The 25,991-nt window shown below is 63.9% G+C and carries 21 protein-coding genes; 14 read left to right on the top strand and 7 right to left on the bottom strand.

Going from position 1 to position 25,991, the window contains the following annotated elements:
* Nucleotides 1-68 precede the first annotated feature (68 nt).
* Complete coding sequence (locus tag EP7_RS19485) at nt 69-1,034, top strand: hypothetical protein (RefSeq protein WP_463523753.1); 966 nt, start codon at nt 69-71, stop codon at nt 1,032-1,034.
* A gap of 55 nt (nt 1,035-1,089) precedes the next feature.
* Nucleotides 1,090-2,667 carry a cytochrome c3 family protein gene (locus EP7_RS19480; protein ID WP_463523751.1) on the top strand — a complete coding sequence of 526 codons (1,578 nt, stop codon included), beginning with the start codon at nt 1,090-1,092 and terminating at the stop codon, nt 2,665-2,667.
* 81 nt (nt 2,668-2,748) lie between these two features.
* On the opposite strand, the gene EP7_RS19475 is transcribed toward EP7_RS19480, so the two are convergent.
* Nucleotides 2,749-3,759: a DUF1573 domain-containing protein gene (locus EP7_RS19475; RefSeq protein WP_463523749.1), complete on the bottom strand. Its 1,011-nt coding sequence runs from the start codon at nt 3,757-3,759 to the stop codon at nt 2,749-2,751.
* A 271-nt stretch (nt 3,760-4,030) separates the two neighbouring features.
* On the opposite strand from EP7_RS19475, the gene EP7_RS19470 reads away from it, so the two are divergent.
* The 6 genes from EP7_RS19470 (at nt 4,031) to EP7_RS19445 (ending at nt 10,523) form a co-directional block, all read left to right on the top strand.
* Entirely contained in the window at nt 4,031-4,936 is a 906-nt protein-coding gene (locus EP7_RS19470) for a nitrilase-related carbon-nitrogen hydrolase (RefSeq protein WP_463523747.1), read from the top strand.
* Nucleotides 4,905-5,753 (top strand): NAD+ synthase, encoded by an 849-nt coding sequence (locus EP7_RS19465; protein ID WP_463523745.1) that lies wholly within the window; start codon nt 4,905-4,907, stop codon nt 5,751-5,753. Before EP7_RS19470 ends, EP7_RS19465 begins: the two co-directional genes overlap by 32 nt.
* A gap of 253 nt (nt 5,754-6,006) precedes the next feature.
* Complete coding sequence (locus EP7_RS19460; protein WP_463523743.1) at nt 6,007-6,366, top strand: STAS domain-containing protein; 360 nt, start codon at nt 6,007-6,009, stop codon at nt 6,364-6,366.
* A 278-nt stretch (nt 6,367-6,644) separates the two neighbouring features.
* Complete coding sequence (gene mutS / locus EP7_RS19455) at nt 6,645-9,275, top strand: DNA mismatch repair protein MutS (protein ID WP_463523741.1); 2,631 nt, start codon at nt 6,645-6,647, stop codon at nt 9,273-9,275.
* 25 nt (nt 9,276-9,300) lie between these two features.
* Entirely contained in the window at nt 9,301-10,152 is an 852-nt protein-coding gene (locus EP7_RS19450) for a DUF72 domain-containing protein (RefSeq protein ID WP_463523739.1), read from the top strand.
* Between the two features lie 29 nt (nt 10,153-10,181).
* Nucleotides 10,182-10,523: a hypothetical protein gene (locus tag EP7_RS19445; protein WP_463523737.1), complete on the top strand. Its 342-nt coding sequence runs from the start codon at nt 10,182-10,184 to the stop codon at nt 10,521-10,523.
* 39 nt (nt 10,524-10,562) lie between these two features.
* Here the strand turns inward: EP7_RS19445 and EP7_RS19440 are convergent, their stop codons facing one another.
* From EP7_RS19440 to EP7_RS19430, 3 genes are all read right to left on the bottom strand, one after another.
* Entirely contained in the window at nt 10,563-11,234 is a 672-nt protein-coding gene (locus EP7_RS19440; protein WP_463523735.1) for an RNA polymerase sigma factor, read from the bottom strand.
* Nucleotides 11,235-11,709: 475 nt separating this feature from the next.
* Nucleotides 11,710-12,135: a hypothetical protein gene (locus tag EP7_RS19435; protein ID WP_463523733.1), complete on the bottom strand. Its 426-nt coding sequence runs from the start codon at nt 12,133-12,135 to the stop codon at nt 11,710-11,712.
* Nucleotides 12,136-12,442: 307 nt separating this feature from the next.
* On the bottom strand, nt 12,443-12,904 hold the full coding sequence (locus EP7_RS19430) for a hypothetical protein (protein ID WP_463523731.1): 462 nt from the start codon (nt 12,902-12,904) through the stop codon (nt 12,443-12,445).
* A gap of 174 nt (nt 12,905-13,078) precedes the next feature.
* Here EP7_RS19430 and EP7_RS19425 point away from each other — a divergent pair, with 174 nt between their 5' ends.
* Nucleotides 13,079-13,948, top strand: coding sequence for a deoxyribonuclease IV (locus EP7_RS19425; RefSeq protein WP_463523729.1), 870 nt, complete (start codon nt 13,079-13,081; stop codon nt 13,946-13,948).
* Between the two features lie 52 nt (nt 13,949-14,000).
* On the top strand, nt 14,001-16,298 hold the full coding sequence (gene ppk1 / locus EP7_RS19420) for a polyphosphate kinase 1 (protein WP_463523727.1): 2,298 nt from the start codon (nt 14,001-14,003) through the stop codon (nt 16,296-16,298).
* 91 nt (nt 16,299-16,389) lie between these two features.
* On the opposite strand, the gene EP7_RS19415 is transcribed toward ppk1, so the two are convergent.
* Nucleotides 16,390-17,748 (bottom strand): S1C family serine protease, encoded by a 1,359-nt coding sequence (locus EP7_RS19415; protein ID WP_463523725.1) that lies wholly within the window; start codon nt 17,746-17,748, stop codon nt 16,390-16,392.
* A gap of 499 nt (nt 17,749-18,247) precedes the next feature.
* Between EP7_RS19415 and EP7_RS19410 the strand changes: the two genes are divergently transcribed.
* Nucleotides 18,248-18,571 carry a tetratricopeptide repeat protein gene (locus EP7_RS19410; RefSeq protein ID WP_463523723.1) on the top strand — a complete coding sequence of 108 codons (324 nt, stop codon included), beginning with the start codon at nt 18,248-18,250 and terminating at the stop codon, nt 18,569-18,571.
* A gap of 157 nt (nt 18,572-18,728) precedes the next feature.
* Nucleotides 18,729-19,892 (top strand): PP2C family protein-serine/threonine phosphatase, encoded by a 1,164-nt coding sequence (locus EP7_RS19405; protein WP_463523721.1) that lies wholly within the window; start codon nt 18,729-18,731, stop codon nt 19,890-19,892.
* Nucleotides 19,893-20,003: 111 nt separating this feature from the next.
* Here the strand turns inward: EP7_RS19405 and EP7_RS19400 are convergent, their stop codons facing one another.
* Nucleotides 20,004-21,053, bottom strand: coding sequence for a DUF1559 family PulG-like putative transporter (locus EP7_RS19400; protein ID WP_463523719.1), 1,050 nt, complete (start codon nt 21,051-21,053; stop codon nt 20,004-20,006).
* 372 nt (nt 21,054-21,425) lie between these two features.
* A complete protein-coding gene (locus tag EP7_RS19395) occupies nt 21,426-22,475 on the bottom strand; it encodes a DUF1559 family PulG-like putative transporter (protein ID WP_463523717.1) in 1,050 nt (349 codons plus the stop codon).
* A 293-nt stretch (nt 22,476-22,768) separates the two neighbouring features.
* Here EP7_RS19395 and EP7_RS19390 point away from each other — a divergent pair, with 293 nt between their 5' ends.
* Both EP7_RS19390 and EP7_RS19385 read left to right on the top strand, forming a co-directional pair.
* The gene (locus EP7_RS19390; RefSeq protein ID WP_463523715.1) at nt 22,769-25,402 is read left to right on the top strand and encodes a M14 family metallopeptidase; all 2,634 of its coding nucleotides are present in this window, start codon (nt 22,769-22,771) and stop codon (nt 25,400-25,402) included.
* Nucleotides 25,403-25,479: 77 nt separating this feature from the next.
* Entirely contained in the window at nt 25,480-25,740 is a 261-nt protein-coding gene (locus EP7_RS19385) for a hypothetical protein (protein WP_463523713.1), read from the top strand.
* Nucleotides 25,741-25,991 lie beyond the last annotated feature (251 nt).

The following is a 25,991-nucleotide window of genomic DNA, read 5'->3' as shown; positions in this document are numbered from 1 at the left end:
AAGCTCGTTGTATGGTAGGTGTACGATCAACGTCCCACGATCGCAACCCGTTTGAGGATTTCGACCTCGTGCTGATCAACGGGCCGCAGTTCCGGCTCCATCGCCCCTGGATCGCGTTGTCAACGGTCATCCTACTCGCGAGCGTCGCCTGGTTCGTCTTGGCGGGGTGGAACAGCGCGCGTTGGCCGGGCGGCGGCAGCGTGCCCGGCCTGACATTCGGGCTGGTCGGCGGCGGGATCATCCTGTTCGAGACGTTCCTCTGGCCCCGCAAGAAGCTGCGGACCTGGCGGATCGGCCGGGTGAAGCACTGGATGAGCGCGCACCTCTGGCTGGGGCTACTCTGCCTGCCGCTACTGGTGTTGCACAGCGGCTTTCGGCTGGGTGGGACGCTCACGACGTTGCTGATGGCCGACCTGGTCGTGGTGGTCGCCAGCGGGATCTGGGGCCTGGCGATGCAGCAGGTCATCCCCCGGATGATGCTCGACGAGCTTCCCGCCGAGACGATTTACAATCAGATCGACCGGCTGGCGGGGATGCTCGCCGACGAAGCCGACGATCTGGTCGCCGCGACGTGCGGCGTCGAGGTGAACACCGGCCTTCCGGCGGACGAGACGGCCGAGCCCGAGGAGAAGGTGGGTTATGTCACCGTCGGCGCGGTGCGGTCGGTGGGCAAGCTGTCGGGGAAGATCGTCCAGGCGCGGGTGCCCGCGACGATGGTCGCCGGGTCCGTCGGCCTGCGGATTCTCCATGAGTCCCTGATCGGCCCCTATCTGCGGGCCGGTGGCCGGTCGTCGCCGCTCGGATCGGCCCAGAAGGCGGCCCTGGTTTTCGGCGACCTGCGGATCAAGCTCGACACGGCCGCGCTACCGGCGATCGAGACGCTCGAAGGGCTGGTCGACCAGCGACGTCAGTTCGACCGGCAGATCCGGCTGCACCGGCTGCTGCACGGCTGGCTGATGGTGCACCTGCCGCTCTCGATCATCCTGGTTCTTCTGATGGCGATCCATGTGTGGGACGCCTTGCGCTACTGGTGAGTCGCACGCGTCGCGTGCCGCCCGCCGAACCTCTCGGATCAAGGGTCATCGATTCATGGCCAGTCAGGGTCGCGAGAGCAAGGCCCGCGCCCAGCGGATCGAGCTGGACTATTACAAGACGCCCGACGGGATCCAGCGCGGCAAGCTGGCGCTGACCTTCCTGGGCGTCGTCGCGGTGGCCGCCTGGTTTGCCCTGAACCTCGAGTGGGACGGCCGGACGTTGAAGTCCAGCGCCGGCGGCCGGCTGCGTTCGAGTCCCGGCCCCTTGATCGAGGCCCACGCCACCTGGGAGGCGAATTGCGAGGCGTGCCACGTCCCGTTCACGCCGATCAAGGGGAATTCCCCGCTCGATGCCCTGGCGTTGACCGCGAAAACCTCGACGGCGGCCTCACGCTGCGAGTCGTGCCACGCGGGTTCCGCCCATCACGCCGCGCCCGCGGGGATGAACGTCGCCAAGAACGACTGCGCCGGCTGCCACCAGGACCATCAGGGCCGACTTGCCAGGCTCACGAGGCTCGACGACTCCAAGTGCAAGAGTTGCCATGCGATGCTCGGAGATTTCCGGCATGAGGGGTCCGCGAATCCGGCGTTAGCGAATATTGAGGGCTTTTCGACGGGCCTGTCGAATTCTCATCCCGAGTTCGAGCCCCTCAAGCATCCGGATCCCGGCGGGATCAAGTTCAACCACGCCCTGCACATGAGCCCTGGCCTGACGACGACGCCCGGTGGGAAGCCCTTCCTGGCCTCGAAGATCCGCCTCGAAAAGGACAGGGACGCGTATCGCGGATCCTCGGGCGTCGCGGACAGCTCGGTGAGTCTCAGATGCCAGTCGTGTCACGCGACGAACCCGGCCGACCTGCGTGCCCCGGGTCGGGTCGACCTCTCCGTCGCGGCGACGACCGGCGCGTCGATGCTCCCGATCCGCTACGAGGTGCAATGCCGCGCCTGTCATGAGCTGGGCTTCGACACAACGAAACCCGACATGATGATGACTCACCGCATTCAACCGTCGGAGGTTTCGACGCGGCTGCGGGAGTATTTTTCGGGCGAGATCTTGCGAGACGACCCGGCCTTCATGGCTCGATACGTCCCCGCCCGACCGGGCCTGGGGCCGATCTCGGCCCTGGAACCAAAGGTCCAGACGCTGGGCGATCGACTGGTTAGCAAGGTTCGAGAAGCTTCCACGCTGCTCTTCGATGGAGATCGAGCCTGCCAGAAATGCCATGATTACGCGTCAAGAGATCAGCTTGGGGCGCCGACCCAGGTCAAGGCCGCGAACATCCCCCAAGTCTGGTTCACGCATGCCAACTTCGATCATTCGGCGCATCGAGGCGTCGACTGCCGGTCGTGCCACGCGGGGGCCTATCCCGACGCAACCCCGGCCTCGATGTCGAAAGCGGATGTCCTGATCCCGGGGATCGAGTCATGCCGCCAATGTCACGCGCCCAAGGCCCAGGCGGGTTGGATGGCAGGAGCAAGCTCGAAGGTTGCGAGCGGCGGTGCGACGTTTGACTGCACGCTCTGCCACTCGTACCACGTCCGGGGGACGGAGGCTGTCGCGGGTGGAACCCGGACCATCGCTCCCGAGACGCTGCGGGATATCGAGCAATTTCTCAGGGCCGAGCCGCGTTGATTGCCTTCGAAACACAGGAGGGCCGGCCAGGCATCGGATCGATGCGAGGCCGGCCCTCCGACCTGAGATGGATCGAACCGATCAGGGGGCGAGTTGAAGTGTCGCGTTGACCTCGACGGGCGCCTCGCCGGCGACGTCGGTGGTGATGCGGAAGACGCGCTTGATCTCCCCGCGTGCGGGGCTGGCCTCGGGCTTGAAGGTGACGGTGACGACATGGGTGGCCTTGGCCCCCTTCTCGGGCGGGCTCAGCTCGAAGCCGTCGCCGGCCCCGTCGATCTTGATGATCGAGAACGGCTTGCTGCCGCGGACGAAGAAGCGGGCCTGCACGCCGCCGGCCGAGATGACGTTGCCCAGGTTGAGCTGGGAGGGCGAGGCGTTCAGGTCGCCGCGAATGACCCCGGAGACTGGGATGGGGATGCTGGCGGTGGCGGGGTCGTTGCTGAGGAGCCTGATCTCGTCGCGGATGACGCCGGCGGGGGCGTCGGCCTTGAGCGAGACGGTCAGCTTGTAGCCGACGGTGGCCCCCTGGCGGACGGTCTCCACGAGGCTGGCGTCCAGCACCTTGCTGGCGGAGACCATCTTGTTGATCTTCCAGCCGTCGAGGTTGATCCGGTCGATGGTCAGCTCGCGGCTCACCTTCTGACCGCGGGTGAGCGTGCCGAAGTCGATCGTCCCCGGGTTCAGCACGACGTCGCTGAGGATCAAGGACTGGACGGGAATACCGACCTCGACCTCGCCGCCCGACGGCGTGGCCAGGTGGACGAACAGCACCGTGGCCTTGGGGCCGACGAAGTTGCGCGTGTCCATCTGGGCCTCGACGATCGCCTTCCCGCCGGGAGGGACGATCGAGGCGTTGGCCGAGCCGCTGGTGCAGCCGCACGAGGCCCGGATGTTGACAATCGTGACGGGCTCAGTCAGCACGTTCGTCAGGGCGAAAGAGTGCCTGACCACCGACCCGCGAGCCACCGTGCCGAAGTCGTGCTTATGCTCGCTGAAGAGGCTCTCGCCCCAATTCGCCGCGCTCGCGGACGTGGTGCCGACGGCCAGGACAACGAACGCCAGCGCCGCGGCAAGTCGATTTCGCCGCCCCATCAGAGCCTCCTGCTCGTTACCGAGTCTCGAACCTGTCCGTTGGTCATGTCATTGCATGGCCCACTGAAACGTTATCGTCCGCGCATGCCTCAATTCTGAGACCCCCGATCCCGACCGGAGCCGCATCGACCCGTTCGTCCGATGGGACTGACAGAATCGCGCCCGCCTGCCCATCTTCACCCGGACGAAGCCCGGCCGCTCGGCTTGACAGGCCGGCCTCGCTTCGCGCCAATGGGCCGGGCAAATCCCCGATGAGGTCCAACCGACGACGATGACGACGCCAGGCCGCCACGAATCCCCCGCTCGAAGCGATCGCCCATTCCGCCTCGGCGTGGCGCAGGTCGCTCCCAGGCTCGGCGATGTTGATCAGAACTTGCGGATGCATCTGGACTCGATCGAGCGGGCCAAAGTTTCGGGCGTCGACCTGCTCGTCTTCCCCGAGCTCTCGGCCACGGGCTACGACCTGCGCGACCTGGTCCCCGAGGTCGCCCAGCCCGCGGCGGGTGCATTTGCCGCCGCCGTCCGCGAGGCGGCCGGCTCGATGGCGGTCGTCTTCGGCTTCGTCGAAGAAGACCCTGCGTATCGGTTCCACAATGCGGCGATCTATGTTGACGGGCCGAACCCGGGCTCGATCCACCGAAAGGTTTATCTGCCGACGTACGGGATGTTCGACGAGGGGCGTTATTTCGCCCCCGGCGACCGGATCAGGGCGATCCCCACGCGGTTCGGGCGGATGGGTTTGCTCATCTGCGAGGACGCCTGGCACCTCTCCTGCGCGGTCGTGCTCCAGGCCGAGGACATCGACTTCCTGGTGATCCTGGCCAACTCGCCCGCTCGAGGCGTGGGGGGGCCCGGTTTCGACAGTGAACGGGCCTGGTCCACTTTGCTGGAAACCTACTCGACCTTCCTGTCGGTGCCGGTAGCGTTCGCCAACCGTGTGGGGTTCGAGGAGGGGGTCGGATTCTGGGGCGGGAGCCGGATTCTGGGGCCGGGTGGGCAGACGCTCGCCGTCGCGCCCGAACTTGAGCCGGCGTTCATCTCCGCGATCGTCGATCACCGCGAGACGCGCAAGCAACGGATTTTGGCGCCGCTGGCTCGTGACGAGCGGCTGGAGTTGACCCGGTCGGAACTGGAGCGGATCCAATATGAGCGAGCCAATCGCCGCAACCCTTCCTGAACCCCTGGCGATCGACTGCGCGCTCGTCGAGGCCCTCCTCGTCGCCTTCGTCCGCGATGAGGTGCGCAGGACCGGCCTGAGCCGGGTCGTCTTCGGGCTGTCAGGCGGGATCGACTCGACGCTCTCGGCCTACATCGCCGCGAAGGCGCTCGGCCCCCTGAACGTCTGCGGGATCCGGATGCCCTACAGCCAGTCGTCGACGGAGACGATGGAGCACGGCACCCTCATCGCCGACGAGCTCGGCATCGAGATGCGAACCGTCGCCATCACCGATCAGATCGACGCCTATTACCGGAATTTTCCCGACGCGAGCCGCCTCAGGCGGGCCAACAAGATGGCCCGCGAGCGGATGACGATCCTCTACGATCATTCCGCCGAGCAGAAGGCGCTCGTCCTGGGAACGAGCAACAAGACCGAGCTGCTCATCGGCTACGGCACGATCTATGGCGATATGGCCTCGGCGATCAACCCGATCGGCGACCTCTACAAGACGCAAGTCTGGGCCCTTTCCGAGCACATGGGCGTGCCCGAGTCGGTCGTCAAGAAGAAGCCGACGGCCGACCTCTGGGCGGGACAAACCGACGAAATGGAGCTAGGGTTCACGTACGGCGACGTCGACCGGCTGCTCGTGCGGATGGTCGACGAGCGTGCCAGGCTTGCTGAGCTCGAAGCCGAGGGCTTCGATCCGGCCTTCATCCGGCGTGTCGGGACGATGGTCCGGTCGAGCCAGTACAAGCGCCGGCTGCCGCTCATCGCCAAGCTGTCGCATCGGACGATCGACCGCGACTTCCGCTATTCGCGAGACTGGGGCACCTGATCCTGGATCGGGACAGGTCCTCGGCCTGCATGATGGCGGGTTTGGGGTGATGGGGCGGGCTGGGCGTGGGGCGATCGATAGGTCGCCCCTTGATTCCGGTTGCGTTTGTGGTAACTCTTTGAAATGCGTTCGAGTCGGCCCATGGCGACCTATGGACCGCCGCCTCGACGATCCCAGCGTTCGCGACCAATCGAGCACGACAAACGGCGCGTCTCGTCGGCTCGGGACCGGTCATCGACAGGAGTCTGCCCCCATGTCGCAAGCGCCTCGCCGTCACCTCAGGCTCGAAACCATCGACGGCGTCACGGTGGTCAGCTTCGTCGACACCAAGATCGTCACCGAAGAGAACATTCAGGAAGTCGGCGATCAGCTCTACAGCCTGGTCGAGGACGAGGGTCACAAGCAGATCCTCCTCAACTTCGGCAATGTTCAGTACCTTTCCAGCGCCGCGCTGGGCAAGCTGATCAACCTGAAGAAGAAGGTCAGCGCCGTCAAAGGCAAGCTGAAGCTTTGCTGCATCCACCCCGACCTGCTCGAGGTCTTCCGGATCACACGCCTGGATCAGGTCTTCGAGATCTATTCCGAAGAGCAGCAGGCCCTCGACAAATATTGAGCGCGGGCCGGGCGATCCTCTCCGATGCTTCGCAAGGGCGGGGGGATTGCCCGCGATCGATGGGAAACGCCGGGACGGCGAGCCCGGTCGACCGCTGCCGGCGGCCCAATCGGGATGACCTCGTCGTCGGAGGGCCGGAGACGTTGGCGGACTCGGGCTCCTCACGCCGATGGTGTGAGGATGAGAGTCGTCGGAGTCGACGTCCACGTCGGTGAGAATCCGCGGACCCCGCAGTTGCGCGCTGGGTCGGCGGATCCGGCCCCGGGGCAGGTCATCCCATGAGCAGTGTCGACACCCCGGCCACGCCGATGATGCAGCAGTATCGCGAGCTGAAGGCCCGCGATCCCGATGCACTCCTGCTCTTTCGCATGGGCGATTTCTACGAGATGTTCGGCGATGACGCCGAGCGGGCCGCGCCGCTTCTGGGCTTGACTCTGACCAGTCGCGACAAAGGGCCCAATGCCATGCCCATGGCGGGGTTCCCTCACTTCGCGCTGGAAGGCTATCTCGTCAAGCTGATCCAGGCCGGCCAGCGTGCCGCGGTCTGCGAGCAGGTGGAAGACCCGAAGCAAGCCAAGGGGCTCGTCCGCCGAGACATCGTGCGGGTCGTGACCCCCGGCACGCTGACCGATGACGCGCTGCTCGACCCCAAGACGGCCAACTATCTCGTCGCCGTGGTTGAGGCGAAGGGAAAGCTCGCCCTGGCCTGGGCCGAGCTGTCGACCGGCCGCTTTTTCGTGTCGAGCGCATCGCGGACCGAGTTTGCCGACGAGATCGCCCGGCTCGACCCGGCCGAGGCGATCATCTCTGAGACGGCCCTGGAGGCCCCCTGGGTCAGGATCTTGCGCGGCCGGGCCAGGCTGGCCGTGACGATCCGACCTTCGTGGGACTTCCAGCACGACCAGGCCTTCCGGGCCCTCTGCGACCACTTCCGCGCCACCACTCTGGCCGGCTTCGGCGTCGACGACCAGTCGCCCGACATTCAGGCGGCCGGGGCGCTCGTCGCTTATCTCCGCGAGACGCAGAAGACGGTGCTCGGGCACCTGATCCGGCTCACCCCCTATCGACGAGGGGAGACGCTGGGGCTCGACGAGATGACCCGCCGCAGCCTGGAGCTGACCCGTACCTTGCGCGAGGGGAAACGCGAAGGCTCGCTGCTCGACGTCGTCGATCGCACATGCACCGCGATGGGCGCCCGCCTCCTGGCCGACTGGTTGACCTCGCCGTTGACCAATCGAGAACGGATCGAGGCCCGTCATGGCGCGGTCGCCGAGTTGATCAATGAGCACGCCCTCCGCGAAGGCCTCCGCGCCTCGCTCGGGCAGGCCAACGACCTCGAACGACTGGCCGCCCGGATCGGCACCGGCCGCGCCACGCCCCGCGACCTGGTGGCGCTGGCCAGGACCTTGGCGATATTGCCGGGCCTGAAGGCGAAGCTGGCGGCTCGCAGGTCGGCGCTCATCATCGAGCTGGAAGCGTCCCTGGAGCTCTGCCCCGAGGTCCGCACCTCAATCGAGACCGCGCTCGTCGACGACCCGCCGCTCACCCCCAGGGAAGGGGGTCTGATCCGCGAAGGCTATCACGCGCAGCTCGATGAGCTTCGCGAGCTGGCCAAAGGGGGAAAGTCGTGGATCGCCCGCTATCAGAGCGAGCAGGTCCGCAGGACGAACATCCCCGGCCTGAAGGTCGGCTTCAACAAGGTCTTCGGCTATTACATCGAAGTGACTCACGCCCAGGGGGGGAAGGTCCCGGCCGATTACATCCGCAAGCAGACGGTCAAGAACGCCGAGCGGTACATCACCCCCGAGCTGAAGGAATATGAGGACAAGGTCCTCAGGGCCGAGGATCGTGCCTGCGAGCTCGAGTACGAGCTGTTCACCAGCCTCCGCGACCGGGTCAGCGCAGACGCCCCTCGGCTGGTCCAGGCCGGCGCGATCCTGGCACAGATCGACACGCTGGGGGGCCTGGCCGAGCTGGCCGCGAAGCAAGGCTTCTGCCGGCCCGAGATGGTCGACGAGCCGGTGCTGGACGTCGAGGCAGGCCGGCATCCTGTGCTCGATTGCCTCATGCCCGCCGGCCAGTTCGTTCCCAATGACGTGAAGCTCGGGCCCGACGAGACGACACTCCTCCTGCTGACCGGCCCCAACATGGCGGGCAAGAGCACCTACATCCGCCAGGTGGCCTTAATGGCCGTGCTAGCCCAGGCAGGTTCGTTCGTGCCCGCGCGGAGGGCGAAGCTCGGGGTGGTCGACCGGCTATTCGCCCGCGTCGGGGCCACCGACGAGTTGAGCCGGGGTCAGAGCACGTTCATGGTCGAGATGACCGAGACAGCCAACATCCTGCACAACGCCACGGCCAGGAGCCTGGTCATCCTCGACGAGATCGGCCGTGGGACGAGCACCTTCGACGGGGTCTCGCTGGCCTGGGCAATCGCCGAGCACCTTCACGACGTCATCGGCTGCCGCTGCCTGTTCGCCACCCACTATCACGAGCTCGTGGAGCTTGAGAAGATCAAGCCCCGGTTCAGGAACGCCAACGTCGCGGTCCGCGAGCAGGACGGCGAGATCGTCTTCCTCCACAGAATCATCCCCGGCGGCGCCGACCAGAGCTACGGCATCCATGTCGCACGGTTGGCCGGCGTCCCGACCCCGGTCCTGGAACGGGCTCGCGAGGTTCTCGGCTTCCTGGAACGCCAGCACGCCGCCACCGAATCTGGTGCCCAGAGTTCGACCGCCCAGTTGAAGCCGGCGGGCCTACCGCGGGCGAAGTCGGCGAGGAGTTTGCAAGGGAGCCTCTTCGCCGGCCTGCCCGACCCGATGGTCGAGGCCCTGAAGAAGGTCGAGCCCGAAGCCCTCGACCTGGACGGCGCACGCGACCTGATCCGCCGGCTCAGGGAGCTGGCCGATTGAATGGCAAGGCCCGCGGGAACCTCCGATGAGCGACGGACTCCACGAGATCCTGATCGGTTGCAGCGGCTGGAGCTACCCCGACTGGGCGGGCCCGTTCTATCCCGAAGGGATGGCCTCGGGCGATTTCCTGGGTTTCTACGCCGACCGCTTCAACATCGTCGAGGTCGACAGCAGCTTCTATCGGGCCCCGAGCCCCGCGATGGCCCGCGGCTGGCGGGACAAGACGCCCGATCACTTCCGGATGGCCTTGAAGGTCCCCAGGGCCATCACCCACGAGAAGATGCTGCGCGACTGCGGGGCCGAGGTCGACGCCTTCATTCAGTCGGTCGCACCTCTGGGCAAGAAGGCGATGGTCGCGCTCCTGCAACTGGGATACTTCAACAAGGGGGCATTCGCGTCCCTCGAAGCGTTCCTCAGGGTACTCGACGCCTTCCTGGAACTCTGGCCGCAGCGGACCTTGCCGCTCGCGGTGGAGATTCGCAATCCTCGATGGGTCGTGCCCGAGCTGACCGACGTCTTGCGGGCCCACTCGGCGTCGTACACACTCACCGACCAGACCTGGATGCCCAAGCCCGCCGAGGTCATGAAAAAAATCGATCCCCTGACCGGCCCGTTCTGCCTGATCCGGCTGCTCGGCGATCGCGAAGGCATGGAGAAGATCACGACGACCTGGGACAAGACGGTGGTCGATCGAACCGAAGACCTGGAGTCGGTCGCGGGGTTGATCGAGAACCTGGCCTCGAGCGTCCCGGTCCTGGTCTTCGTCAACAATCATTACGGGGGCCACTCGCCCGAGACGGCCCGCCAGCTCAGAGGCTTCCTGAAGCTTCCCGAGCCCTCCGTCCCAGAACGCCCGCGGACGACGCTCTTCGACTGAATGGCTCCTTTCCCGAGGTCGCTCCGCGAATGACGCCCGAACGCCGCCGCGAGTGGTCGAGCAAGCTCGGCCGCTTCCTGATGAATCCGGAATCGCTCGAGGTGCAGCTCGCGGCCTCGAAGCGGGTCGTGGCCGCGTTGACGGGCGTCGTTGCCCTGATCGCGTCGATCATCGTGGCGATCTTCACCGCGTTCGGGCGGTTGGATATCGGCCTGGTGGTGGTCGGGTTCATCCTCCTGCCGATCGTCGCTTCGGCCTGGATGGGACAGATGAGGCGTTCCCGGAATGTGTCGGCCTATCTCCGTGAGTTGGGCCAGGAGCGGGCGACTTCGGCTTCAGCCGCCGAGAGAAACGGGCGGGAGGCCGGATAACCGGCCGTCCCCCCGATTGCGATTTGCCAAGCAGATTGTTCAGACGAGCTCGAAGACTCGAGCGACCGCGGACTCCTCGACCTGGTCGTCGGCGTCACCGAAGGTTGACATGCTCCACTCATCGACGTCGACCGACCGGGCTTCGAGAGTCTCCTTGAGCCGACGTCGGGCGGTGTGAAGGCGTCGCTTGATCGTTCCCATCGGGATGTCCAGCTCGTCGGCGATGTCGATCAACGAGCGACCCTGGATATAGAACGCGACGAGCGCCTCACGGTCGATCGGCTTGAGGACGTCCATCGCGTCCCAGAGCCGTTCGGCGCGTTCGCGAGCGATCAGGTCGTCGAGCGGTTCTCCGGTCCGGCTCCGTGCTTCGGCGAGGATGGCAGGCTCGACGGAGGTGGGCTCGAGCCGACGCGTGGCCCGATTGATTGACATCCGAACGGTCACCTGGCGCAGCCAGCCGGCGAACCGCTCGGGCTCGCGGAGCTGGTGGATCCGCCTGAGGACGTGGATGAAGACCTCCTGGGTCAATTCCAGGGCCTCGACCGGGCTGCCCAGCCGACGCAGACAGATCGCATGCACGGTCCGTTCAAACTGTTCAACCAGCGAGCCGAAGGCCTCGCGGTCGCCACTTTGGGCCAGTCGGACCAGGTCCGCCAGTTCGTCCCAGTCGCCCCTCTGGGTGGGGGCCGCTTCCATAGTCGCCAACATGATGGATCGATTCCTCGCACGATGGCGAGTCTCAGATCCGAGCGGGCCCCGGGTCGTGGGGCCTCCTGCTCGGTCGAACGCAGACTCATCAACCGGTCGACTCGGCCATCAATCACACAGCTCGCGAGGTCGATCCGATCGACGGCAACGCCCCGAAGTTCCGCAGGAACCCGAGTGACGCAAGCCGACTTCGGACGACCCTCGAGCGAGAGGGTGTTGGGAACGGTCGACGGACGTTGACGGCGTGGTCGCGGAGATTCCTACGCTGACGCGAAGGTCCCGCGTTCTCGGGAAGTCCGAATTCCCGTCGAGTGGCCGCTCGCATCGCCGGTCACCGCCCGATGGCGGAGAGACGCGGTGTGGAGATCGGTCGATCGAGGGGGGCGCGGAGGTCCCGTTCTTCATCCAGGGTGGACCTCGGGAGTGTCAATCCCGGGGTCGGCCAACAAGGCCAGGTCTTCGGTTGGCCGCGGGATCAGACGAGGCCGGTCCTACCGGTCATCCTCAGACGCCTCGCGGCCATGGCAGCTCGCGGGGCGGAACTGGCGTACTGCCAGCTCCGAGGTTCGGCGAAGACCGACGACGTAAGAGCGGATGCCGACCCTGCCTTCGCATCGGGGCGTCCGAGAGACGCCTTCGAGGCGAGCGGCCAAGCCATGCCCGACTTCCGTGATTTGGACCACGCGAAGTCGGGCCGAATAACGGCCTGGAACTCCCACGTAATCGCCGATCGCGGCTTGTCGTGCACCATCTGGCCTGGATGAGCCACGCGCATGGAGTCGAGGCGGGCGCGTAGGGTCGAGCAGCCGATGTTGAGGCCCGCGCCGGTGGCGAGCGTCCGCGTTCCGAGGTTCAGCCGATTCGTGTTGGCCGACAGCATCCGGTTCGAGCGGTTCAACATGGTCATACCCTCGCGTCCGCCATCATTGAGGCGGGTGTGGGGAGCGATGCGGCCTCGTCAGAGGGACGCACGGAAGGTGGTCGGTCCCTTCCTCCGAACGAGTGGCAAGGATTCCGTGACGGTTCCTGGTTCCACGAAGAGATCGGCCGGGTTGACCCGGACAAATCAGGCGAGCGGACGACGTGATCGTCCCCTGTTCGCGGGACTGGATGCATCTTAGGGGAGGAAGGTTCGCGAGAAAACCGTCGATCCTGGGAATTTTCTCGGGAGCCGACGAAACCGACCGCGAACCGGATGCGAAATGAGTTCAGGAAGTCCCGCGAATGGGCAATTCCAGGTGCTGAAATCGGTCCCTGGTCGCCTCAACTTTCGTCTCCTCAATCCACTCCCCGACTGAGCCCCATCGCCCGGACCGGTAGATGAAAATCGCGGTCGCGTCGGGGCAAATCTCGCTGTTCGTGGTCCCGGTCAGCCTCGATATGAGGTCAAAATGGATCTGGACAAGTGCGAGGAACTGCCTGGACTGGCGATCACGGGCCCAGGTAACGCCGTCGTTCCAGGTGGCGAATTCCCAGAGTTCCGCGAGTTCCGGTTGACGCCGGACCGCCTTGCTGAGGAAATCGGCTTCCAACCATTCGCGTTTCAGGCGAAATTCGAGCCTCGCGCGGGCCGCTTCCGCGTCTTCGAAAGACGTGCGGAGTGGCTTGGCACCGGCCCAGATTCCGATGAGGCAAGCGGCAATGACGATCGCCCAGACGAGGAGAGTCATGGGAGACGAGCCCCAAACAGGTCGAGCCGGAAAAATTGAATTTGTAGGGAATTCTACACAATAAACACTTGCTAGACAAGGAACGATACGACGTGAATGCCCCGGATTAGGTCGTTATTTTCCCAACATTCAGCCAGCCACTTCGGTTCAAGAAAGCCACAAGAAGGATTTTTTATGGCTCACCTGTTAGGCGCACATATGTCGATCGCAGGCGGCCACGATCGTGCGATTCGTGCGGCGAACGCCGCGAACTGCACCTCATTGCAGATCTTCACCAAGAACAATAATCAATGGGCTGCACCGGCCTTAAAAGAAGAGGGGGTGGCGGCGTTCCGGCAATTGTTGGACGAATCGAAAATTTCTCGTCCGGTAGCGCATAATTCCTATCTGATCAACCTCGCCAGCGCGGACGATCTGCTATGGCGTAAGTCGATCGCAGCCATGATCGTCGAGCTGGAGCGGGGCGAGGCCCTCGGGCTCGCGGACCTGGTCGCGCATCCCGGTGCGCACGTAGGGTCGGGTGAGGAGGAGGGCCTGAAGCGGATCGCGGAGGGCCTCGACGAGATCCATCGGGCAACGAGAGGCCTGGAGATCCGAATCGCACTGGAGACGACGGCCGGGCAGGGGAGTTGCCTCGGGCATCGGTTCGAACACCTTGCGAGAATTATGGACGAGGTCGCAGAGCCCGAACGGTTGGGTGTGTGCGTCGATACATGCCATCTTTTCGCGGCGGGGTATCGGCTCGGCACCCAATTGGAGTACGATGAGACGTTCGGAGAATTCGACCGCCTCGTCGGTCTGGGTCGCGTCCGCGTCTTGCACCTGAACGACAGCGCCCGAGAGTTCGGCTGCCGGGTCGACCGGCATGCGGGCATCGGCCTGGGTCATCTCGGCCTGGAACCATTCGGTTTCGTGCTGAATGACCGCCGCTTCGCGGGGCTGCCGATGGTGCTGGAGACTCCCAAAGGGACGGTCGACGGCGAGGATCTCGACCTCATCAATCTCCGACGGCTGCGCTCGCTGATCCGGGAAGTCGGCGCGTGAGGCCTCCGATTTCGACCTCCCGGGGCGACCGATCGGGACTGCATCGACCGTGATGGATCATCCCAAGCAGACTGCCGATGCCCATTCCAGGCATGACGAACGCCAGGCCGAAGCTCCGACGACCGCCAAGTTGAAGGGCCGTCACGAGAATCGCTCGGCTCCGGCCGGCGTCGATCCGAGGACCTCGTCACCGGATTCCGGCCGGCCCGAGCCCGCGACTTACGGCCCCAACATGTTCTTCAACCGCGAGCTGAGCTGGCTTGCCTTCAATGAGCGGGTCCTCGAAGAGGCCCGCGACCCGTCCAACCCGCTGCTTGAACGCTCCCGATTCCTGGCCATCTCGGCGTCGAATCTCGACGAATTTTTCGAGGTCAGGGTCGCCGGGCTTCAAGCCGAGCTGTATGACAGCCTCGAGCCGCAGGACTCGCCCCCGGACGGGATGACGCCCCTCGCGCAGCTCAACGAGATCGCCCGACTGGCCCACGAGTTCGTCACGCGGCAATCGGACGTCTGGACCAACGAGATCAAGCCCGCCCTGGCCGAGCGGGGGATTATCGTCTTTGACGGTCCCGATCAGCCGGGTCTGACCGACAGCGATCAGGCGTTCCTGGAAGAGTATTTCACGACGCAGGTCTATCCGGTCCTGACCCCGCTGGCCATCGACCCCGCGCATCCCTTCCCTCACCTGCATAACAAGAGCCTGAACCTTATCCTTCGGCTCGAGACGCCCGGCGAAGGCCCGACTCAGCAGCTTTATGCCGTGCTCCAGGTCCCCTCGGTACTCAACCGACTCGTCAGGCTCCCCGACGACTCCCAGGGACGCCGGCGGTTCATCCTGCTGGAAATGGTGATCGGCCCCAGGCTCGATGCGCTCTTCGGCGGTTACAAGGTGACCAAGAGCGTCGCCTTCCGGGTCACCCGGAACAGTGACCTCACCATCGCCGAGACCGACGTGAAAAGCAGCCTGCTGTCGATCGTGCAGGAGACCCTACGCCAGCGAAAATGGGGGGCCGCGGTCCGCCTTGAGATCAGCGACCGCGTGGACGAAGGGTTCCTGGCCCAGCTTCAGACCACCCCGGCCCTCGACCTGGAAGACCGTGACGTCTACAAGGTGACCGGCCTGGTCGACCTGACCGCGCTCTCTGCCCTGGCGAGGATCGAAGGCTTCCGAGAGCTGAAAGAGCCGCCGTTCGAGTCGAGGATGCCCGCCGCGCTGGTCGGCCGCAGCAGCATCTTCTCGGCGATCCGCGAGCGCGACATCCTGGTCCACCACCCATTCGAGTCGTTCGGCGCCGTCGTCCAGTTCATCGAACAGGCGGCCGACGACCCACACGTCCTGGCAATCAAGCAGACGCTCTACCGAACCTCAGACGACAACCCGATTATCAACGCCCTTTCCAGGGCCGCTGAGAATGGCAAACAGGTGACGGCGCTCGTCGAGCTTCAAGCGAGGCTCGACGAAGAGAATAATATCGTCAAGGCCCGCGCCCTCCAGAAGGCCGGTGTCCACGTCGTTTACGGCATGGTGGGGCTCAAGACGCACTGCAAGGCCGCCCTCGTCGTGCGTCGGGATCATGATGGGATCCGCCGCTATGTCCACCTGGGCACCGGCAATTACAACCCGATCACGGCCAGGATCTACACCGACCTGAGCTACTTCACCTGCAAGCCCGAGTACGGCGAAGATGCCAGCGCCCTCTTCAATTTACTGACCGGCTACTCGACCGGCCATGCCTGGCGTAAGCTGGTCATCGCACCGAGCATGCTTGCCAACCGGATTCTCGCGTTGATCGAGCGCGAGCGGCAGCACGCCCTGGAAGGTCGACCGGCGCGAATCATCGCAAAGATGAACTCGCTGGTGGATCCCGCAGCGATCGAGGCGCTCTACACGGCAAGCCAGGCCGGCGTGAAGGTCGACCTGATCGTCCGAGGGATCTGTTGCCTTCGGCCGGGCGTGCCGGGTGTCTCGGACAATATCCGGGTCATCAGTATCGTGGACAAGTTCCTCGAGCACTCGCGAATCACGTTCTTCCAGAACGGCGGCTCGCCCGAGCTCTTCCTCGCGTCCGCCGACTGGATGCCGCGTAATTTCAGGCGCCGGGTCGAGGTCATGTTCCCTCTGGAAGAACCACGCTTGAGAGATCGGGTCGTTGAGGGAATCCTCGGCGTCTCGCTCGCCGACAACGTCAAGGCACGCGTCCTTCACGCCGACGGCGTCTATCGCAAGACACCTTCTCCCGGCGAGGGGATGCCGACGATTCGCTCTCAGGTCGAGTTCCTGAACATGGCTCGAGAGCTGTCCGGCGGCGATTCGATTCGTGGGCCGGGCGTACTGCCGCTCAGTCAGTAAGAACAACGCGACGAACGCGAGACGGGGCCGGGTGCGATTGATTGCACCCGGCCCCGTCTCGCGTTTGATCGGATGCCCGAAATCGCTCGGCTTACTTCATCACCGTCCCTTGCGGGCGGTCGGCGAGCGTCAGGGCACCTTGGTGGATGCCGTTGCGGCGAACGATGTAAAACTGAAGAGTCTGATTGACCAGCAGTTCCTGCTGCTTGAGGATGTAGACGACATTCTCAGGCTGGACCGTCTCCCAGTGCCTGGTTCCGACATTCATCCCCACCAGGATGTCGCCCGGCTGGAGCATCGCTCGCTGAGCGGGGCTGCCCGGCTGCACCGACTGGATATACAAGCCGCCCCGTAGCTTGGACGAGGCCGACGACACGTACTCGGTGTCGACATGGGTCAGCCGCAAACCGATGAGGCTCCAGATCGTCTCGCCGGTGTCCGCGGTGACCGCGACGTTCGACGGCTGGCGGGCCAGTGCGACGGGGATCAACGAGGCCTGCTGATCCTTGCTCGCACGCCTGAAGGAGACCTTGGCGGGCTGTCCCGGCTTGACGTCGATGAAGCCTCGTTCGACATCAAGAGCGTTGGCAATCCCCAGGTCGTTGACCTTCAAGATCTGATCGCCGGGCTTGATGCCGGCCGCTTCGGCCGGGCTGCCGCGGGGCACTTCGATGACGGCCACGCCCCTGGGCTCGCCGGGGGGGGTCTCGCGGAGGATCAGGCCATGCCAGGTGTTGGCCAACCGCTTGGTGCTGAGCATCTCGGCGGCGACCTTCTTGACGTCGTCGATCGGTAGGGCGAAGCCGATCCCCTGAGCCCCGGCTCTCACCGCGACGTTGATGCCGATCAACTCGCCGTCTACGTTGACCAGGGGCCCCCCAGAGTTACCTGGGTTGATGCAGGCATCGGTCTGGATGAGGTTGCGATAGACCTGGTCGTCGGTCAGCTTGACGTTGCGCCCGAGGGCGCTGATGATCCCGACTGAGACCGTATTCTCGTAGCCAAACGCGTTGCCGATCGTCACCACGTCCTCGCCCACCATCAGGTCGGCGGAGGTGCCCACGGTGATCGCCGGCAGGGGGGTGGGCGACTCGACCTTCAGCATCGCCAGGTCCATCACGGGATCGTGCTGGACGAGGCGAGCGGGCAGGACGGTTCCGTCGCTGAGATGGACCTCGATGGCCTGGACCTTGTCGACCACGTGATGATTCGTGAGGATGTAGCCCCTCTGGTCGAGGATCACCCCGGTCCCCATCCCGCTAACCCTCGGCTGCTGGCTCTCCTCGGAGGAGAATGGCCAGCGGCTTGACGACGCGGCCTTCTTCTCGCTGGAAATGCTCACCACGCTGGGCTGAGCCTTGCGGACCGCCTCGACCGCAACGGTCTTGCGGTTCGATGCCTCAGCCGACGTGCCCGGGAGCACGACCGCCGCCAGGCCGACTAAGGCCAACCATCCCGGCCACCTCGTGGGCATGAGCACGTTGAAGCCCCTCTCCGTATGGTTGCTGGGCCGGCCAGATCGGCCGCCGACCCCCAAGACACAACCTCGGACGGACGAAAGGGCCATCGCGAAACCCTCCCTGGTCCGTCACTCCGGCTCGTCGAATCATTCGAGAGCATCCGATCCGGGCGACTCGACGCGATCTCGTCGTGCCTCATCGCCCGTTCCGACTTCGATTGAATCGGAATCCCGCCGTCTAGCCTTGATCGCCAAAATACCGAATTGACCCATCTTCCCAGCGTTTCCGCATTGTCGTCAGTCATTCCATAATGCGTCCAACGGAATCAATTCCTTCGACCCCGATTTGTGGTCAGATCTCCCAGATCGGCAGAGTCGACCGGGAACGAGAAGACCCTGTTGTCGACGACTTGACAGTCGAAGGATCGGGGTATTACGGTCTTCCATCGAACGTGCGGAACATTGCGTTTGCCAAAGGGTTGAGACGATCATGGCGGACAAATCGAAGCGACGCCTCATGTTGGAGGCGAGCCTGGCCGAAGATCCCGGCGACGCCTTCCTGCGCTACGGACTGGCCCTCCAGTGCCTTCGCGAGGGAGAAATCGAGGAAGGGCGGGAACGACTGACGGCGCTGATTGCCGACGATCCCGAGCAACAGGTCGCCGCCTATCAGCAACTCGGGCAATCGCTGCTCGAGACCGCCGATTTCGACGAATGTCGCGTGATCCTCACGACCGGAATCGCCAAGGCTCAGGCGCGGGGCGACTTGCATGCGGCGGCCGAGATGGATGGAATCTTGATGCAGCTTCCCTGATGGCTCTAGGGACGGGTAAACAATTTCGCCGGACGGACTGCTGCCAGCCCCTTGGTGTCGAGCGGCCATCGTTCTATTGTTGAGGCCAATTGGCTTCCTACGAATGAATGCTATTCCGGTCCCGGCCTGGTCTCGGTCGGTCGGTGGGGAGAGAGCGATGGCGGCTCGCCGGATCTTGTTGGTCGAAGATAGCTCGACGATGCGCCGGATGATCTCGGCGCTCCTCCAGGACGCCGGCTATGAGGTCTCCACAGCCGAGGATGGTGTCCTCGGATTGGCCGCGGCCAAGCAGGGGCAACCCGAGCTGATCCTGAGCGACTACGAAATGCCCGAGATGGACGGGCCCACGCTCTGCAAGGCGTTGAAGGCAGATCCGGAAGTTCGGTCCATTCCCGTGATCATGCTGACCACCCTGGGTGCCAGCGAGAGTAAGGTTGTCGGGCTCGACTCGGGGGCCGATGACTACATCCAGAAACCCAGGAACCCCGGGGAGATTCAGGAGCTTTTCGCCAGGATCCGCGCGCAACTCCGAATTTCGGATCTGAGAGGAGAGCTCGCGAGTCGCAACCGTCAGCTCGAGGATGCCAAGAAGAAGCTGGATCTCGAGCTGAAGCTCGCCCGGAAGGTTCAGCATGCCCTGATGCCCAAGCCTCCCAAGCCCAGCGGTCCGATGCGAATGGCGGTCAAGTACACGCCCGCCAACGAGCTGGGCGGTGACGTCTATGACTTCTATCGCTTGCCCGATGGGCGGCTCGGCATCCTGGTCGCCGACATCTCGGGGCATGGCGTCAACTCGGCGATGCTCTCCGGGATGGTCAAGGCCCTCGCCGCGCCCCTTGCCCAGTCCACGACCGAACCTGGCGAGGTCCTCGCTGGGCTCGACACCGGCCTGGAGAGCTACTTTCCCGAAGGCTATTTCTGCACCGGCTTCTACCTGATGCTCGACGAACAGACCGGCGAGGTCGTCTATGCGGGGGTCGGACACCCCTCGGCGATCATCGTCGGTCCCGATCCGACGCGGCTGCTCGAATCCAATCCGGGCCTGCTTGGAATCGGTCTGGTGGACGCGACCGCGGCGGCCACAGACAAGCTGAAGCCGGGCGAGACCCTTGTGATCTACACCGACGGCCTACCCGACGCGATGGACCCGGCCGACGTGATGTTCGGCGAGAATCGCCTCAAAGCACTCCTGGAAGAGAACAAGCACGCGGACGCCGCCGAGATCATCGCGAAGGTCGAGGCGGCCGTCGCCGATCACGTCAGGCCCGGATCCGCTTCGGACGACATCAATATCGTCGTCATCCAGTACCCACCGGTCTGAGTCAAGCGTCTTCATGTGCGGTCGGGCGGCCCGTCCCCTGCCAGAGGATGGGCCGCCCGACCGCACATGAAGACGGCACGGGCTACGGGTTTCTGAGGTCGGATCGAAGATTCAGTAGCTATCGGCGCTGAGGATCTCGCCGCCGCTGATCGTGTTCAAACCGACCCAGACGTCGGCATTGACCGTGTTCTTGACCGTCCGGACCGATCCGTCGCCCATGACGGTGTTGATGACGCCGGGATGTCGGCTACGGGCGCCCGTGAACGAATCGCTATCGCTAACGCCAGCCGTGCAGGGAAGTTGCATCACGGGCTCTGAGACGCAGAAGAGGCCCGGAGCGTTGGGCAGGGCGTCGCCGCCGTTGGTGAGGCTGAAGTAATCCTTCAGCGAGTTGGGCGTATATCGCGTCATGAACGACGAGCCGCCCGAAACACTCGACCACATCGCCCCTCGGACGTCGTTTTCGGCGCCCTGAAGCACCTCGCCGAGGAAGACGGTGTTGCTCGTGCCGTCGGTGACCTTGGCCAGCGTCACGCTCGTATGCCCGAAGGCCGCGGGCCGGTAGGCAGCCATCAACGTGGAATTACCCCCCATGCCGGCGCCCCAGTTGGTGTTGCCCCAGCTGGCGGCGTAATTTCCCTTCGTGAGCTTGAACCCGCTGAGCACGCCGCCCTGATAGCTCGGATTAATCTGGAACAGGTTCGAGCGATCGCTAGGACACTGGAAGACCCCGACCTTCGTGGACATCACCGTGGAGTTGGCGAACCAACCCAGGGCGACGCTCAAGCCCGGGCCCGGTATCCCTTCGGTGCCCAGACTGAAGTTGAACGCATTGGCCAGGGATTGCTGCTCGAACTGTGGCAGCATCAGGACAAACCAGGTCGTGTTCTGTGCCCCCGAGAAGAAGACCGGGAACGCCTTGGACGGATTTGGGGCCCAGATGCGTCCAGGTGGAAGCGATCCGTTGACGTCGTTGTAGTTGTGCAGGGCCAGGCCGAGCTGCTTGAGGTTGTTGACGCACTGGATGCGTCGGGCGGCCTCGCGGGCGCTCTGTACGGCCGGCAGCAAGAGGGCGATGAGCACGGCGATGATGGAGATGACGACGAGCAGCTCGATCAACGTGAACGCGCGCGGACGTGCACAGCGGCGTGGACGACGCATGACGGTTCGTTCCTTGGATTCTTTAGTTAAACCGGACAACTTACTGCTTAGATGATCATTGCAATCAAACAAGAAGATTGACAGGGCTAAACACAGAATAATCCATGATTGTCTCTCGGCATGCATGGAATGAGAGACAGAGATCCGTCTCCGATCCTATCGCCTGATGAGTTCAATGCACGATCCGCCGCAGTTCACGACGCATCAAATGCCGGAATTTGCGGCGTGGGTCGCGTTTGGAGCGATCCGGCAAGAGCCTCCCGATCGACATCGATCGGGACCATGGCCCATTTGCCCACTCCCGGGCGAGTCAACGAGAAATCCCGGGGCCCAATCGCGGACCCGGGATTCCTCGTGATTCAAGAACTCCCGTCAATAAGAGTCGGCGCTGATGATCTCGCCGCCACCGATTGTATTCAGTCCAACCCAGATCTCGTGATTGATCGTATTCTTGACGAACCGGACCGAGCCGTCGCCCATCACCGTGTTGATGCCGCCCGGGTGGCGGCTACGCGAGCCGGCGAAGGCATCGCTGTCGCCGTATCCCGAAGTGCAGGGGAGTTGCATCACGGGCTCGGAGACGCAGAAGAGGCCCGGATCATTGGGTGCGGCGTCACCGCCGTTGGTAAGGTTGAAGTAATCCTTCAACGAATTGGGCGTGAATCGCGTCATGAACGACGAGCCGCCAGAGACGGTCGACCACATGACACCCCGGATATCACCCTCGGCACCCTGAAGGACTTCGCCGATGAAGACGGTGTTGCTCGTGCCGTCGGTGATCTTGGCCAGGGTCACGTTCGAATGCCCAAACGCCGCGGGTCGGTAGGCGGTCCTGAGCGTCGAATCGCCACCCATGCCGGCGCCCCAGTTGGTGTTGCCCCAGCTGGCGGCATAGTTGCCTTTGGTCATCTTGAAACCGCTGAATAAGCCGCCCGCATAGCCGGGATTGATCTGGAAGAGATTGGCGCGATCGCTGGGGCACTGGAACATCGCGATCTTGGTCGCCGAGATCGTCGTATTGGCGAACATGCCCACGACGGAGCTGAGGCCCGAGCCCGGAACCCCTTCACTGCCCAGCATGAAATTGAACGCGTTGTAGAGGTTTTGCTGCTCGAACTGCGGCAGCATCATGACGAACCAGGTCGTGTTCTGTGCTCCCGCGAAGATCGAGGGGAATCCCCCATTCGCCTTCGGAGCCCAGACGCGACCGGGGGGAAGGGAACCCTGAACGTCGTTGTAGTTGTGCAGGGCCAGGCCGAGCTGCTTGAGGTTGTTGACGCACTGGATGCGCCGCGCGGCCTCGCGGGCGCTCTGCACGGCCGGCAGCAGGAGGGCGATGAGCACGGCGATGATGGAGATGACGACGAGGAGCTCGATCAAGGTGAACGCGCGCAGACGTGCACAGCGGCGTGGACGACGCATGACGGTTCGACTCCGATTTATTCGCAAGAGGAGCAGAGGGGAACGATTCTGGAATCATTGCACACGAGTCGGACGATTGCGAGAGGGGGATTCAAAACTTAATTCATGACGAATTCTTACCACACATGCGACCAAATCTCCCTGCGAATCTCGCCAAATTATGGGAGAGATAAGTCCCTCCCGCTTGCTTGACCGCGGTGACGTCAAGCCCGACCATCGTGGAAGAGAAGATCGGATTCGTGGGATCGCCTTCCTTTCTAGATGTTGATCCGCGACCAGACTGGAGTCGATCCATGTCGACACGCCGCAATCTCTTTCGCGTCTCGGCCCGACTCGCGTTCCTGAGCCTGCTTGGAGTCTCGCAGGCAACGCTCGCCGCGGAGATTCCTTCGCCGTTGAGATGGTTCGGATTCCGGATGGGAGAGGACTTCCGCCTAGTGACCTGGCCGAAGGTGGTCGACTATACGCAGGCCGTGGATCGGGCCAGCGAACGCGTTGCTGTGCTCAGGCTTGGGGAGAGCACCGAGGGGAGACCCTTCCTTGTTGCGGTGGTGTCGAGCCCGGAGACGATCACTCAACTCGACACCTTTCGAGGCTATCAAAAATTGATTGCCGATCCCCGCAAGGTCGGGGCGGAGGGACTGTCGTTCCTCGCCAGGAGCAAGCCGGTAGTCCTCATCACCTGCTCGATCCACTCGTCGGAGACCGCCTCGACCCACACGGCGATGGAATTGCTCCACGACCTCGCCACCAAGGATGACCCCACGACGCGAGAGATACTCGACAAGGTCATCCTCCTACTCGTCCCATCGATCAATCCGGACGGGGTCGACAAGGTCGCCGCATGGTACGAGCGCTCGCGGGGAAAGCCCTGGGAAGGGGGGGGCATGCCCGAGCTTTATCATAAATATGCAGGGCATGACACCAACCGGGACTGGTTCATGCTGAATCTGCGTGAAACCCAGCTGATGACGCGACTGCTCTACCGCGACTGGTTCCCGACCCTGGCGTACGACATTCACCAGATGGGAAGCAAGGGTGCGCGTATCTTCGTGCCGCCGTTCTTCGACCCAATCAACCCCAACCTCGATCCTCGGGTGAACCAGGGGATCTCGAACGTCGGATCTCATATGGCGGCCGACCTCGCCGCGGCAGGCCGCAAGGGCGTGCTGACCAACGCGATGTACGACAACTGGTGGAACGGCGGGAACCGCACGGTGCCGCAGCGACACAACATCGTCGCGGTGCTCACCGAGTCGGCCAGCGTCCGCCTGGCAAGCCCCATCTTCGTGGAGAAGTCTGAGCTGAGGGGCGGTTCCCGTGGCTTCGCCGATCATCGGGCTGCGGTGAACTTCGTCACCCCGTGGCCGGGAGGCTGGTGGAGGCTGCGCGATATCGTCGAGGACCAGCTCATCTGCTGCCGTTCGATCCTCACCTACGCGGCACGTTATGGCCCGACTCTTCAGGCAAATTACTTACAGATGGGCCGAGATGCGATCACGCGTGGGAGCACCGAGCCCCCCTACGCCTGGATCGTCCCTGCCGACCAGCGTGACCTCGCAACGGCGACGCGGATGGTCCGGATCCTCCGCGAGACGGGCATCGATGTCCTTCGCGCGTCCAAGGCCTTCGAGGCCGACGGCGCGGCCTTCCCCGCTGGTTCCTTCATTCTACCCGCGGCGCAACCCTACCGGGCCCATCTCAAGGACATGATGGAGCGGCAGATTTATCCCGACCGATTCACCCCGAACGGCCAGGCCGAGGCTCCATACGACGTGGCAGGCTGGACTTTGCCGCTCCAGATGGGCGTAAGGGCGGTCTCAATCCGCGGAACATTTCTGGCCCAGATGGACGAACTCGAAACGATCGAAGTCCCGGAACCCGAAGTCGTAGGTGGCGCGGCCGACACCTATCGGCTGGCGCTCCGCTCCGTCGACGACAACAAGGCACTCAACGCCTTACTCGCGCAAGGGGCTGAGGCGACGCTGGACTTCCGGCCCGATGCCCCGGCCGAGGACCTCGATCGGGCCTCGATCCGGATCCGGCCGGCGAAGACAGGCGATAAGCCACTGTTGAAGGTGCTTGAAGGGACCTCAAGTCGGCTGAACGCAATCATCGAACCCGAGATGCCCGAGCAGCCCGGCGCCCCGGCTCAGCGGGCCATCCACCTGAACCTGAAAGCACCCAGGGTCGGCGTTTACAAACCATGGATCCCGAGCCTGGACGAGGGCTGGACTCGTCTCGTCCTGGAAACGGCCGGGTTCCGGCCGACGACGCTTGAGAATGCGTCGATCCGAGTCGGCGAGCTTCGACAGCGGTACGACGCCATCATCCTGCCTTCCGTCGACCCAGGCACCATTCGCGATGGATGGGGGCCCGACGAGACCGAGCCTGCGTTCGTGGGAGGACTGGGTGCTGAAGGCCGAGTCGCCCTCGTCGCCTTCGTCGAGGAGGGTGGGACGCTTATCTGCCTTGAGGGTTCGTGTCAATATGCGATCGACGCGTTTTCACTGCCCGTTGTCGACGTTCTGAAAGGCCTGAAATCGTCCGAGTTCTACGGGCCGGGATCGATCCTGGGCATCGTGGCCACCACGACCGACCCGCTGATGGCGGGATTCCCCGCGAGAGGATCGGCCTATTTCGACCGCTCGCACGCGTTCGAGGTGCAATCCGAGATGGTCCCGAGGTCCGATCCGCCCCCAACGATCGTCGCTCGCTATGCCTCGACGGACGTCCTCGAGAGTGGATGGCTGCTCGGCGCGGGGAGACTCCAGGGTAAGGCGGCGATTGTCGAGGCGAAGCGAGGAGACGGCCGAATCCTGCTCTTCGGGTTTCCCCCTCAGCATCGCGGACAGACTTACGGGACGTTTCGGCTTCTCTTCAATGCGATCTTCCAGGCGTCGGTTGCCTCAAAAGGTTCTGGCTGAAATGGCCCGACAGTTGCACTGCTCTCGCTTTGTCGGAAGCACAGGCCTTTGTCACCAACCTACAGGAATGACAACCCATGTCTTACGCACCATCAAGCCAGGCTGGCGTCGCACCTCATGAGCACGCGGAAGGTGACCTGACGAAGCAGATCGAGTACTACACAAGTCAGGTCCCCTCCGGCACCTACCTGGGCCTGGCTGTCGGATCGATCGGCCTTTCTCTTGGACTCCAGCTTCTTGGAAAGCGTCACGCTGCAACGTTCGTCGGCCAATGGGTTCCCACCATCCTCCTGCTCGGCCTGTACAACAAGCTCGTCAAGATCGAAGGATCTGAGTGAGACCGCCGAACTGAAACCATTTCGGTCGTTGAGAAGCCGTCCATGCCACAACCTGGACGGCTTTTTTCGTTCGAAAAAATCTTCGCTGAGCATGATTAAGCTGTCCATTTTGAGGTTGTCCTAGATCAGAATTCACGCCTTACACAGGATTCTTGCGTGGGAGGGTCGGAAAGTGTGGGCCGGTTGGATCGATCGCGACGATAACTAGGCCTGGATCGAATGGTCGTGCGGCGGCGGTATCCATTCGGGTG

The organism is Isosphaeraceae bacterium EP7, from assembly GCA_038400315.1.
Lineage (GTDB): Bacteria > Planctomycetota > Planctomycetia > Isosphaerales > Isosphaeraceae > EP7.
The sequence above is the reverse complement of the archived record's forward strand: the minus strand, read 5'-3'. Positions and strand labels throughout refer to the sequence as shown.